Origin of the sequence: Actinacidiphila sp. bgisy167, from assembly GCF_965342175.1 — a bacterium.
GTDB lineage: Bacteria > Actinomycetota > Actinomycetes > Streptomycetales > Streptomycetaceae > Actinacidiphila.
The window spans coordinates 23560-35211 of the sequence record NZ_CBDRBL010000040.1; the positions used below are offsets into that span (position 1 = coordinate 23560).

The following is an 11652-nucleotide window of genomic DNA, read 5'->3' on the forward strand; positions in this document are numbered from 1 at the left end:
GTGGGCGGGCAACACAGGGGCCCGGGCGTCGGCGTCGCCCGGAGCCCCGCGGTCGGCAGCGGAACGTCAGTCGGTGGCCGCGACGGCCTCGTCGACCGAGGTGTGGATGGGGAACACCTTGGTCAGGCCGGTGATACGGAAAATCTTGAGAATGCGCTCCTGGTTGCACACCAGGCGCAGCGAGCCTTCATGCGCGCGAACCCGCTTGAGCCCGCCGACCAGCACGCCCAGTCCGGTCGAGTCCAGGAAGTCCACGCCTTCCATGTCCACGACCAGGTGGTAGTTGCCGTCGTTCACGAGTTCCACCAGCTGCTCGCGCAGCTTGGGTGCGGTGTACACATCAATCTCGCCGCCGACCTCGACGACCGTACGGTCGCCGACGGTTCGAGTCGACAGGGACAGGTCCACGGATCCTCCAGCACCTTGCATCGAGCGGTCGCCCCCCATGGATCGGCAGCCGCGATGGCATTCAATCACTACCAGCGGGCCTGCACGACGCCTTACGGCGATTGTCCGTCGTGCCAGTGACACACTGAGTGCCGATGGCTCAGGATCATCTTCCGCAGTCGGCGCACGGCCGCACCTCCCCCGGCGCCCTCCTGGAGCGGCTTGCCACGGGGGCGGGCAGGGCCGCGCGCATCACCCATACGGAGCACTTGCCCCCGCGATCGGGTCGCCATGCCGATTGGCCTGATCAAATCCGCAGGGAAGTGATCGACGCGGTCCGGGCGTGCGGCATCGAGCGACCGTGGGAGCACCAGGCTCAGGTGGCCGCCCACGCCCTCGCCGGCACGTCCGCGGTCGTCGCCACGGGTACGGCCTCCGGCAAGTCACTGGCGTACCTGGTCCCCGTCCTCAGCGCTCTCCTGGAGGGGTCCGAAGCGCCGAACGGCCGGGGCGCCACCGCGCTCTACCTCTCGCCCACGAAGGCCCTGGCGGCCGACCAGCGGCGTGCCGTGGCCGAGCTCGCCGCCCCCCTGGGCAAGGCGGTGCGCACGGCCGTCTACGACGGCGACACCCCCTTCGAGGACCGCGAATGGGTCCGCCAGTACGCCACCTATGTGCTCACCAACCCCGACATGCTCCATCTGGGCATCCTGCCGGGCCATTCCCGGTGGTCCTCCTTCCTCCGGCAGCTCCGCTACGTCGTGATCGACGAGTGCCACAGCTACCGGGGCGTCTTCGGCTCGCACGTCGCCCAGGTCATACGCAGGCTGCGGCGTGTCTGCGCCCGTTACGGCGCCGATCCCGTCTTCCTCCTCGCCTCCGCGACCGCCGCCGACCCCGGCGCCACCGCGACCCGGCTGACGGGCGTGCCCGTCGCCGAGGTCACCGAGGACGCCTCGCCGCGCGGCGAGGTGGCCTTCGCCCTGTGGGAGCCCCCGCTCTCCGAGCTCAGCGGGGAGCACGGCGCCCCGGTGCGCCGCACGGCCACCGCCGAGGCCGCCGACCTGCTGACGGACCTGGTGCTCGACGGCACCCGCACGGTGGCTTTCGTGCGATCCCGGCGGGCCGCCGAACTGATCTCCGTCATCGCCCAGGAACGCCTCGCCGAGATCGACCGCCGGCTGACCCACCGGGTCGCGGCCTACCGGGGCGGCTATCTGCCCCAGGAGCGCCGGGCCATCGAACGCGACCTGCACACCGGGCGGCTCCTCGGACTGGCCTCCACGACAGCCCTGGAGCTGGGTGTGGACGTCTCCGGGCTCGACGCCGTGCTCCTGGCCGGCTATCCGGGCACGCGGGCCTCCCTGTGGCAGCAGGCGGGGCGCGCCGGCCGGTCGGGACAGGGGGCGCTGGCGGTGCTGATCGCCCGCGACGACCCGCTGGACACCTATCTGGTGCACCACCCGGACGCCCTGTTCCGCCGTCCGGTCGAGTCGACCGTGCTGGACCCGGACAATCCGTACGTCCTGGCCCCGCACCTGTGCGCCGCCGCGGCCGAGCTTCCGCTGAGCGACACGGATCTTGAGCTCTTCGGGCCGGAGACCGCCGCGCTTTTGCCGCAGCTGGAGCGCCGCGGACTGCTGCGGCGGCGCAGCGGCGGCTGGTACTGGACGCGGCGGGAACGGGCGGCCGACCTCACCGACATCCGCGGCGAGGGCGGCAGGCCCGTCCAGGTGGTCGAGGCGGGGACCGGGCGTCTGCTCGGGACCGTCGACGCGGGCGCCGCGCACACCACCGTCCACGAGGGCGCCGTCCACCTGCACCAGGGCCGCACCTACCTCGTCCGGCACCTGGACCTGGAGGACTCCGTCGCGCTGGTGGAGCGGGCCGACCCGCCGTACTCGACCATGGCCCGCGACACCACGGCGATCTCCGTCCTCGACGAGGACCTGGTGGAGGAGTGGGGCGGGGCCCGCCTCCACTTCGGCTCCGTCGAGGTCACGCATCAGGTCGTCTCCTTCCTCCGCCGTCGGCTGATCACCAACGAGGTGATGGGCGAGACCAAGCTGGACCTGCCGCCCCGTACGCTGCGCACCCGCGCCGTGTGGTGGACGGTCACCGACGACCAGCTCGAGGCCGCGCGCATCCACCCCGAGGAACTGCCCGGCGCACTCCACGCCGCTGAGCACGCCTCCATCGGCCTCCTCCCGCTCTTCGCCACCTGCGACCGCTGGGACATCGGCGGGGTCTCCGTGCCGCTCCACCAGGACACCGGGGCGCCGACCGTCTTCGTGTACGACGGTCATCCCGGGGGCGCGGGCTTCGCGGAACGGGCCTTCCGCACCGCCCGGAGCTGGCTCACCGCCACCCGAGAGGCGATCGCCTCCTGCGAGTGCGAGTTCGGCTGCCCCTCCTGCGTGCAGTCGCCCAAGTGCGGCAACGGCAACGACCCGCTGGACAAGCAGGCCGCGGTACGCCTGCTCGACGTGCTCCTCGCGACGGCTTCGGAGTCCGGTCCCGCGTCTCCCGCGAAGGCTCCGGATCCGGAGTCCTGAGGCCCGGCCCGGGCGCGGACCCGGGCGGGCCCGACCGCGGCCGTGACGTCGGCGACCTCACCGCTGACCGCGCAGCGCACCAGCCGGGCGTGCTGGGCGGCGGCCACCCGTCCAGCCACGGCGCAGGCCTCGGCGCGGCCCCGCAGGGCGTGGTCGGCTGCGGCGAGCGCCGCAAGGTCCGCCGCGGCACCCGCGCGGTGCCGTGCCGCGACGGCGGCGCCGAACGCCAGCACGATGCAGGCGGCCAGCGCCAGCAGTGCCCCCAGCAGGGCCGTCCACACCGTTGCGGAGCCCCGGTCTCTCCCGCGCCGGCTCACGGCCCCTCCCCCGGTCCCTCCACGGCGGCGACCGCCTCGCCGCGCAGGGTGAGGGACAGGGAGCGGGCCTCGACCGTGACCCGGACCAGGCCGCCCTCCCGGTGGACCGCGATGGCGGCCTCCCCGGGAGCGGCGGTACGGGTGGTGCGCAGCACCGCTTCGTCAGGCTCGTCGCGGGCAGCCGCACGGGCTCCGGCCCGTGCCGCATCGACACAGCGAATCTGAGCGGCCGCCGCAGCCAGCCCCCAGAGCAGCAGCGCCGTGAGGAACACCAGCGACGGGATGACCACCGCGGCCTCCGCCGTGACGTAGCCGCCGTCGCGGCGGCGTTCAGAACGCCACATCGAGGGCCCTCTTGATGAGCCCGCCGAGCGCGGAGCTGACCGCCCCCGAGGTGACCACCTTGTAGAGCACGGCCGCGAAACCGCAGGCCGCCAGTGTGCCCACGGCGTACTCGGCCGTGGTCATCCCGCGGTCGCCGGTACGGCACCGGCGGCTCAGCTTCCTCAGACAACGCATGACGCGCATGGGAGTCCCCCTTCACTCACTGTCAGTTCGTCTGTCTTCAGTTCGTCGTGTTCGCCGTGTTCAGTTCGTCGTTCCGGCGAGGATCGCCCCCGCCAGGCCCATCACCACCGGCGCGACCCCCACGAGCAGGAAGGCCGGCAGAAAGCACAGCCCCAGCGGAGCGGTGATCAGCACCCCGGCGCGGCGTGCGCGCGCCGCGCCGATACGGGCGTGCTCCGCGCGGCATCCGGCGGCGAGGCGCGCGATCTCCCAGGCCGGCGGCACTCCCGTCGTGGTGGCGCGCTCCAGGCACCGGGCGAGCTCACGGCAGCCGAGCCGGTCCAGCCGTCCCCAGCACTGCGCGGGTTCGCCGCCCAGACGCAGCTCGGCGGCGGCGCGGGTGAGCGCCTCACCGAGCGGCCCGCCGAGGGACGGCCCGACGGCCTCCGCGGCCTCGCGCGGCCCCGCACCGGCGGCGACGCAGGCGGCCATCAGATCGGCCGCCAGCGGCAGCTGACGCGCGGCCCGGGACTGCTCCGCGGATTCAGCGGGCCGTGGCCGCCGCTGCCGGCGGCGCAGCACCCACGCGGCGCCGAGCCCGGCCGCCGCTCCGACGGCACCGCCCACGAGGGCGAGCACCCCCAGGGCGACCCCGGCGACCGCCGCCCAGTCCCGTACGAGGCCCGTCCCCGGCCGTCCCCGGATCCGCCGGACCCGGGGCGCCGCGCCCATGAGCAGCCGGAGCCTGCGCCGAGCGACGCGCTCGCTCCGGGCGGAAACGAGGACGATCGCGACGCTCAGGGCGGCGGCCGCGCAGGCGACGGCCATCCCCAGCCTGTGGACAGCGTCACCGCTCATGGCCCGCCCTCCGCCGTCCGGACGATGCGGGCGGTCCAGGCGAGCCCCGCCCCCTCCAGAAGCCCTCCGACGGCCAGACAGCCGAGCCCCGCGGGCGTGCGCAGCAAGGTGCCCAGCGGATCGGCGCCCAGCCCGGCTCCCAGCACCAGCCCGAAACCGGGCAGGAGGGCCAGCATGGCCACGGTGGAGCGGGGCGCCGAGAGCTGTGCCCTCAGCTCCTCGCGCTGATCGCGCTCGGCGCCCAGAGCTGCCGCGACCCGGTCCAGTCCGTCCGCGAGCCCCGCACCGCCGTCCACGGCCACCTGCCAGCACGCCGCCACGCCGGAGAGCCCCTCGGCGCCCTCCGACCGGGCAGCGGCCCGCAGGGCCGCCGGCACATCACCGCCGAACCGGGCAGCGGCCAGCAAGGGAAGTGCGACTTCCGACAGGCCGGGGTGTTCCGGCCAGCCCTCGCGGCCCAGGGCACCGGCCAGGGCGGCGGGTGGGGCCAGCCCGGCCCGCAGATCGCCGGCGACCGCCGCGCACAGCGCGCCCACGGCCGCGGACCGCCGTTCTGCCGCCGCGCGCCGTTCGCGCCCGCGCAGCCAACGCCCGGCGAGCGGCACCGCGGCCGCCCCCAGCAGGACCGGAAGCGCCGATCCGGCGGCCAGTCCCGCGACCAGCCCGGCCGGCAGCGCCAGCACTTCGCGGCCCAGGCGCCAGCCGAACCGCACCCGGAACGGCTCCAGCACCCCGCTCAGACGGCTCTGGATGCCTCCGGGCCCCAGGAGCGCACCGGACGCCCCATGGGCCTCGGAAGCACCGTAGAACAACGTCCGTGCTCTGCGCAGCACTTCGTCCCGCGCACACAGCATCCAAGCCGCAGTGCCCACGCACGCGGTGAGGAGGAGCACCACGGCGTTCATGGCCGCCCCCTCTCGCAGAGCGCGGCCAACCGCCCCCACCCCGGGCCGCGTTCGCCCCCGCTCAGGGCGGGGACCGTGAAGACGATCCCGTCCCGCCCGCGCTCGAGAACGTGGACCTCGGAGACCCGGCGCCGGCCCGCGCGGTCCCGGACCAGATGCACCACCACCGACAAGGCGGCGGCCAGTTGGCTGTGCAGCGCGGCACGGTCGAGACCCGCCACGGCGCCCAGCGCCTCCAGCCGGGCCGGCACGTCACCCGCGGCGTTGGCGTGGACAGTCCCGCAGCCGCCTTCATGGCCGGTATTGAGCGCTCCCAGCAGATCGAGGACCTCAGGGCCGCGTACCTCGCCGACCACCAGTCGGTCCGGCCGCATGCGCAGTGCCTGCCGTACGAGGTCCCGCAGGGTGACCAGCCCGGCGCCTTCCTGGTTGGCGGGCCGGGTCTCCAGCCGTACGACATGCGGATGGCGCGGCCGCAGCTCGGCGGAGTCCTCGGCGAGCACGATGCGCTCGCCCGGTGGGACGAGGCCGAGCAGGCAACTCAGCAGTGTGGTCTTGCCGGAGCCGGTGCCACCGGAGACCAGGTACGAGACGCGGGCGTCCAGCAGGGCCCGCAGGAGCGCGGCCGTGCCGCCGTCCATGCTGCCGGCGGCCACCAGTTCGTCCAGGGTGAAGGCCCGGGTGCGGACGACCCGCAGGGACAGGCACGGGGCGCCGACCACCACCGGTGGTAGCACCGCGTGCAGCCGTGTGCCGTCCGGCAGCCGCGCGTCCACCCAGGGCCGGGCGTCGTCCAGCCGCCGGCCGGCCGCGGAGGCGAGCCGTTGGGCGAGCCTGCGCACGGCCGCCGCGTCCGCGAACCGCACCTCGGTGCGCTCCAGTCCGGCGCCGCGGTCGACCCACACCTCGTCCGGCCCGTTCACCAGCACATCGGTGACGTCCGGTTCGGCGAGCACCACCTCCAGGGGCCCCGCACCGACCATCTCCGACCGCAGGGCGGCCACCACGTCGAGCACCTCGGTGTCTCCGAGCAAGCGGCCCTGGGCCCGCAGCGCCGCGGCCACACCCGCCGGCGTGGGCTCGTCGCCGGAGGAGGCCAGACGCAGCCGCACGGCGTCGAGCAGGGCGGGCGTCACGACATCGGCGCTCATGCGGCCACGCTCCCGCCGTCGGCCAGTGCCGCCGTGAGGAAGGCCGAGCAGAACACGGACAACGGGCCCCGGCCGCTGCCGCCCGGCGCCTCCCCGCTGTCGAGCGCGGCGGGCAGGCCGGGCTCCGGCAACAGCTCACCGGCGAGCGGGAGCCCGACCAGCTCGGCGAGTGTCTCGTCGGTGAGCCCCGAGGTGAAGGGGCCTCTGGCGACGACCCGCAGGTCGCGCAGCACCATGGCCATCCGGGAGGCCACCCGCCCGGCGGCCGCGACCGCGCGCAGCTCGGCGGGAACGACCAGCAGACCGACATCGATCTGGGCGAGCGCCTCGGCCACGGCATCGTCCATCCGGCGCGGCAGGTCCACGACCACCACCCCGCCGCGCCGCCGGGCGGCTCCCATCACCGACCGCATGGCCTGGGGCGGGATGACGACGGTGTCGCCGCGGTCCCAGCTGAGCACGCTCAGCGCGTGGGTGCGGGGCAGCGACTCCTCCAGAGCCCCGCCGTTGACCCGGCCCCGCGACTCGGCGAGGTCCGGCCAGCGCAGCCCGCCCACCCGTTCGGCCCCGAGCAGCACATCCAGTCCGCCGCCGAGCGGATCGGCGTCGACGAGCATCGTGCGGCGCCCGGAACGAGCGGCTGTGACGGCCATCGCGCAGGCCAGGGTGCTGGCCCCCGCGCCGCCGCGGCCGCCGACGACTCCGATCGTCAGTGCCGGTTCCCCCGCGCCTTCCGCCACGTCGGCGATCCGGTCGGCCAGCCACGCCTCGGCGTCGGGCAGGAAGGCGACGTGCTCGGCGCCGACGTCCACGGCGCGGCGCCACACCTCCGGATCGTCCAGGTCCCTTCCGATGAGGAGCACGCCCTGGCGGCGACGCGCCGTCCCCGGCACCCGGCGGGTGTCCGTGGCGCCGACCAGCACCAGCGGCGCGGACTCCCAGCTGCCCGGCGCCGGCGGGACCCCGAAGGCGACCTCCGGCTCCGCACCCGCCGCGGCACACAGACGCAGCAGGTCGTCCAGGAGCGCCCCGTCCTCGGTGACGATGAGCGGACCCCCTCCTGAATCGTTCTTTCCACGAGACCGTGGCGATGTCCTCCCGGACATCGGTCCTCCACTCGTTCCTTTTGCCGCAGCGTTGAATGATTCGGCGACCACGTCGTCCCCCTCGCTCGTTCCGGACCTGCTGCCGGTTCCGGGCAGATCACCGGACGCCTCCGCGTCCCGTATTCGCACGCCGTCAGCGTCCCGCGAGTCGCCGAAATTTGATGATCTTGGTGGCATTCTGTGAATAACCAGTCTGTTGTGGATATCTCCGCCACCCGCCCGAGTGGCTTCGCCCGAGCAGCACAACGAATGCGAGCCGTCACTCGCTGTAGTCGATCAAAGCAAAAGACCGGCCCCCCGCGGAAACCGCGGGGGGCCGGTCACACGCCGGGCGCGTACGGACTCATGGCCTGTATATGCCCCCGGACATGCGACGACCCCCGCCGGGGGGGAGAGCGGGGGTCGTCCCCACGGTCCGACTCGGGGGGGGAGGAGCCAGACCGGGTTAGCACGGTCGCGAACGATCCGTGACTTCCATGGTGTACCCGAAGGCCTTCTCAGGCAAACCCACGCGCAGGAGCTTACGCCGAATGGTGGGTCCCTATGCTCGTCCTCGTGGAAAACCACCTGTCGCCGCGCACCGCCGCGTTCTTCGATCTCGACAAGACGGTGATCGCCAAGTCGAGCACTTTGGCGTTCAGCAGGCCGTTCTACCGCGGCGGCCTCATCAACCGCCGCGCCGTACTTCGGACCGCGTACGCCCAGTTCGTCTATCTGCTCGGCGGCGCGGACCACGACCAGATGGAGGGGATGCGGAAGTACCTCTCCGACATGTGCCGCGGCTGGAACGTGCAGCAGGTGCGGGAGATCGTGGCCGAGACCCTCCACGACCTCATCGACCCCATCATCTACGACGAGGCCGCCTCACTCATCGAGGAGCACCACCTGGCCGGCCGCGATGTCGTCATCGTCAGCGCCTCGGGCGCAGAGGTCGTCGAGCCCATCGGCGAGATGCTCGGCGCCGACCACGTCATCGCCACCCGGATGGCGGTCGAGGACGGCTGCTACACCGGCCGCATCGAGCACTACGTCTACGGACCGGCCAAGGCGCGGGCCATCACGGAGCTCGCCGCGCTCGAGGGCTACGACCTCAAGCGTTCCTTCGCCTACAGCGACTCGGTGACCGACATCCCGATGCTGGAGTCCGTCGGCCACCCGTACGCGGTCAACCCCGACCGCGGGCTGCGGAGGGAAGCCTCGTCACGCGAATGGCCGACGCTCACCTTCAGCCGCCCCGTCCGGCTGCACCAGCGGGTGCCCGCCCTGACGATACCTTCGGGGCCCGTGCTGGCGTTGGCCGCCGTCGGCGCGGCCGCCGCCACAGCGGGACTGGTCTGGTACGCGGCCCGGCGGCGCAGGCTCACGCCGGCCTGACAGCGCGCCACGTGCATTCGAGTGATTCGCGCTGATTCTTCCCCATACGCAAAGACCCGCGGCGAGGGCTTCCGGTGCGGCCGAAGGTGCAGTACAAAGGTTGTACGGCCCGCGAGACCACGGACTTCCGCGAGGAACTCCGCCGCACCGGCCCCACGGACCGAGCACGACAGTCGGGAACCCACGCGACGCGGACCCGCTGACCGGGTCGGCCGCACCAGGTGACGGGCGAAGTCCCCGACCTGATGGGCAGCAATCGTGCACGCCTGGTACCCCGGCCGTCGTGCCGGCGGCGGCACCCGCTCGGTGCCGCCGCATCTCTTTGGTCCCGGCCGCCCCCCACGCCCGGCCGCGCACGCCCGCTACGCGGCACCGCGCTGCAGCGCCTCACAGACGGCCACGCTCTCCCGTACGCCCAGACCGACCGCGTGCCCACAGTGGGAGATCCATGCCGCCATCCCCTCGGGGGTGCCGGAGGCGTAGCCCCGCAGGGCCTTCAGATGGTCCGCGCGCCCGAGCTCGGCGTGTCCGACCTCCGCGGGACAGATGGACTTGGGGTCCAGACCGCTCCCGACGAGGACGATGCGCTGCGCGGCCCGCGCCACGAGACCATTGTGCGAATTGAACGGCCGCAGGCACAGCAGCTCGCCGTGCACGATCGCGGCCACGACCAGCGCGGGCGCATCGCTGCCCGCCAGCAGCAGGCCGGCGAGCCCGTCGAGCCGCGCCAGGACCTCCGCGGACTGCGGCAGCGGGAACTCGGCGTCGTCAAGGAGCGGATCGTCGACCTTCTCGCCCGCCAGCCGCGGGCGGCCGACCGTCTCGTCCGGCAGCGTGCCGCCGGCCGCCACGAGGTGCAGCCGGGCCAGCGCCTGCAGCGGCGACTGCCGCCAGACGGAGAGCAACTGGCCGGACTCCGCGGTGAGTCGCAGCGCGGCGCCCACCACCCGCGACTCGCCGTCCGAGGAGAAGTCGCTGCGTCTGCGCACCTCTTCCAGCGCCCAGTCGGCGCCTGCGAGCGCGGCGGAACCGCGTGCGCCGCGCAACGCCGCCTCCGAGGACACCTCGTTGGAGCGTCGGCGCATCACCCGGTGCCCGTAGACCTGGTCCACGGCCTTGCGCACGGAGTCCACCGACTCGGCGACACCGGGGAGCGAAGCAAGGACGGCGAGCGGATCAGCTGACGTACCCATACCCCCGACCCTACGCATCCCCCATGGCGCGCCGGCGGGCGAGGGGGCATCGTCACCCGCACCGGGAGCCGCCGCCGACCGCACGATGCCGGTCGGAGTCCAGCCGCCATGGGCCGGCGAAGGCCGGGAAGGGGGTGCGGATGCCCACCGACGGGTGAACTCCGGTGGCGCAGGCTGCGGGAGAGCCAGCCTCGACACTACGCTTAACGAACATGAAGATCGCTTTCGTCGGAAAGGGAGGCAGTGGCAAGACCACGCTGTCCTCCCTTTTCGTCCGCCACCTGGCAGCCGCTCACGTCCCCGTCGTCGCCGTCGACGCCGACATCAACCAGCACCTCGGCCCGGCGCTCGGCCTCGACGAGGAGGAAGCCGCCGCCCTCCCGGCCATGGGCGCCCACCTCCCGGAGATCAAGGAGTACCTGCGCGGCACCAACCCCCGGATCACCTCCGCCGAGTCGATGATCAAGACGACCCCGCCCGGCGAGGGCTCCCGCCTGCTGCGGATCACCGAGGACAATCCCGTCTACTCCGCCTGCGCCCGGCCCGTCACGCTCGACGGCGGCGAGGCGCGACTGATGGTCACCGGCCCCTTCACCGAGTCCGACCTGGGGGTGGCCTGCTACCACTCGAAGGTCGGGGCAGTGGAGCTGTTCCTCAACCATCTGGTCGACGGCCGCGAGGAGTACGTCGTCGTCGACATGACGGCCGGCAGCGACTCCTTCGCCTCCGGCATGTTCACCCGTTTCGACCTGACCTTCCTGGTCGCCGAACCGACCCGCAAGGGAGTGGCGGTCTACCGCCAGTACAAGGAGTACGCCCGGGACTTCGGCGTCGCCCTGCACGTCGTCGGCAACAAGGTGCAGGGCCCGGACGACGTGGACTTCCTGCGCTCGCACGTGGGCGACGACCTGCTGGTCACCGTGGCGCACTCGGACTGGGTGCGCGCCATGGAGAAGGGCCGCTCGCCGCGGTTCGGCGAGCTGGAGGAGCCCGTCCGTGCCGCGCTGCGGTCGATGCGGGACGCCGCGGACGCCTCCTACGAGCGGCGGGACTGGGAGCGCTACACCCGCCAGATGGTCCACTTCCACCTCCGGAACGCGGAGAGCTGGGGCAACGCACGGACCGGCGCGGACCTCGCCTCGCAGGTCGACCCCGGCTTCGTCCTGAGCGAACGGTTCACCCTCACTGGCTAATCGTTCGTCCGTTCGGGCGAATCCTCGTTCATGAGCCCTTTGTCTGCATTACCCTCCATTTACCGACTCTTGGGAGTAGTCAAGTAATCACCTTCCGTTACTTTCA

Annotated in this window: 11 protein-coding genes and 1 pseudogene; 3 read left to right on the forward strand and 9 right to left on the reverse strand. The window is 73.3% G+C overall.

Translation table 11 applies throughout. The features are described 5' to 3' along the window. Positions 1–66: 66 nt before the first annotated feature. Complete coding sequence (gene bldG, locus ACRWND_RS17035) at positions 67–408, reverse strand: anti-sigma factor antagonist BldG (protein ID WP_384628251.1); 342 nt, start codon at positions 406–408, stop codon at positions 67–69. 134 nt (positions 409–542) lie between these two features. Here bldG and ACRWND_RS17040 point away from each other — a divergent pair, with 134 nt between their 5' ends. After that, positions 543–2942, forward strand: coding sequence for a DEAD/DEAH box helicase (locus ACRWND_RS17040; protein WP_431950143.1), 2400 nt, complete (start codon positions 543–545; stop codon positions 2940–2942). 59 nt (positions 2943–3001) lie between these two features. Here ACRWND_RS17040 and ACRWND_RS17045 read toward each other — a convergent pair. The 7 genes and pseudogenes from ACRWND_RS17045 to ssd all read right to left on the reverse strand — a co-directional run. Then, a pseudogene (locus ACRWND_RS17045) lies at positions 3002–3259 on the reverse strand (Rv3654c family TadE-like protein); the annotation flags it as partial. Next, positions 3256–3603: a TadE family type IV pilus minor pilin gene (locus tag ACRWND_RS17050; protein ID WP_431950145.1), complete on the reverse strand. Its 348-nt coding sequence runs from the start codon at positions 3601–3603 to the stop codon at positions 3256–3258. The pseudogene ACRWND_RS17045 and the gene ACRWND_RS17050, both read right to left, overlap by 4 nt. After that, entirely contained in the window at positions 3590–3778 is a 189-nt protein-coding gene (locus ACRWND_RS17055) for a DUF4244 domain-containing protein (RefSeq protein WP_431950147.1), read from the reverse strand. Before ACRWND_RS17055 ends, ACRWND_RS17050 begins: the two co-directional genes overlap by 14 nt. Positions 3779–3847: 69 nt before the next feature. Beyond that, positions 3848–4624 (reverse strand): type II secretion system F family protein, encoded by a 777-nt coding sequence (locus ACRWND_RS17060; protein ID WP_431950149.1) that lies wholly within the window; start codon positions 4622–4624, stop codon positions 3848–3850. Continuing rightward, positions 4621–5529, reverse strand: a complete 909-nt coding sequence (locus tag ACRWND_RS17065) for a type II secretion system F family protein (protein WP_431950151.1) — start codon at positions 5527–5529, stop codon at positions 4621–4623. The genes ACRWND_RS17060 and ACRWND_RS17065 overlap by 4 nt, the downstream gene beginning before the upstream one ends. Continuing rightward, a complete protein-coding gene (locus ACRWND_RS17070) occupies positions 5526–6680 on the reverse strand; it encodes a TadA family conjugal transfer-associated ATPase (protein WP_431950153.1) in 1155 nt (384 codons plus the stop codon). The genes ACRWND_RS17065 and ACRWND_RS17070 overlap by 4 nt, the downstream gene beginning before the upstream one ends. Next, positions 6677–7786, reverse strand: a complete 1110-nt coding sequence (gene ssd / locus ACRWND_RS17075) for a septum site-determining protein Ssd (RefSeq protein ID WP_431950155.1) — start codon at positions 7784–7786, stop codon at positions 6677–6679. Before ssd ends, ACRWND_RS17070 begins: the two co-directional genes overlap by 4 nt. 543 nt (positions 7787–8329) lie before the next feature. Between ssd and ACRWND_RS17080 the strand changes: the two genes are divergently transcribed. Beyond that, complete coding sequence (locus ACRWND_RS17080) at positions 8330–9160, forward strand: HAD family hydrolase (RefSeq protein WP_431950157.1); 831 nt, start codon at positions 8330–8332, stop codon at positions 9158–9160. A gap of 362 nt (positions 9161–9522) precedes the next feature. Here ACRWND_RS17080 and ACRWND_RS17085 read toward each other — a convergent pair whose 3' ends face one another. Next, the gene (locus ACRWND_RS17085) at positions 9523–10353 is read right to left on the reverse strand and encodes an oxidoreductase (RefSeq protein ID WP_431950159.1); all 831 of its coding nucleotides are present in this window, start codon (positions 10351–10353) and stop codon (positions 9523–9525) included. Between the two features lie 212 nt (positions 10354–10565). Here ACRWND_RS17085 and ACRWND_RS17090 point away from each other — a divergent pair, with 212 nt between their 5' ends. Then, positions 10566–11546, forward strand: coding sequence for an ATP-binding protein (locus tag ACRWND_RS17090; RefSeq protein ID WP_431950160.1), 981 nt, complete (start codon positions 10566–10568; stop codon positions 11544–11546). Positions 11547–11652: the final 106 nt, after the last annotated feature.

Excerpts from the sequence above, each read along its gene's own strand:
- ssd (WP_431950155.1), bottom strand. The coding sequence starts at position 7,786 with ATGTCCGGGAGGACATCGCCACGGTCTCGTGGAAAGAACGATTCAGGA.
- ACRWND_RS17080 (WP_431950157.1), top strand. The coding sequence starts at position 8,330 with ATGCTCGTCCTCGTGGAAAACCACCTGTCGCCGCGCACCGCCGCGTTC.
- ACRWND_RS17090 (WP_431950160.1), top strand. The coding sequence starts at position 10,566 with ATGAAGATCGCTTTCGTCGGAAAGGGAGGCAGTGGCAAGACCACGCTG.
- ACRWND_RS17065 (WP_431950151.1), bottom strand. The coding sequence starts at position 5,529 with ATGAACGCCGTGGTGCTCCTCCTCACCGCGTGCGTGGGCACTGCGGCT.
- ACRWND_RS17055 (WP_431950147.1), bottom strand. The coding sequence starts at position 3,778 with ATGCGTTGTCTGAGGAAGCTGAGCCGCCGGTGCCGTACCGGCGACCGC.
- ACRWND_RS17085 (WP_431950159.1), bottom strand. The coding sequence starts at position 10,353 with ATGGGTACGTCAGCTGATCCGCTCGCCGTCCTTGCTTCGCTCCCCGGT.
- ACRWND_RS17060 (WP_431950149.1), bottom strand. The coding sequence starts at position 4,624 with ATGAGCGGTGACGCTGTCCACAGGCTGGGGATGGCCGTCGCCTGCGCG.
- ACRWND_RS17050 (WP_431950145.1), bottom strand. The coding sequence starts at position 3,603 with ATGTGGCGTTCTGAACGCCGCCGCGACGGCGGCTACGTCACGGCGGAG.
- ACRWND_RS17040 (WP_431950143.1), top strand. The coding sequence starts at position 543 with ATGGCTCAGGATCATCTTCCGCAGTCGGCGCACGGCCGCACCTCCCCC.
- ACRWND_RS17070 (WP_431950153.1), bottom strand. The coding sequence starts at position 6,680 with ATGAGCGCCGATGTCGTGACGCCCGCCCTGCTCGACGCCGTGCGGCTG.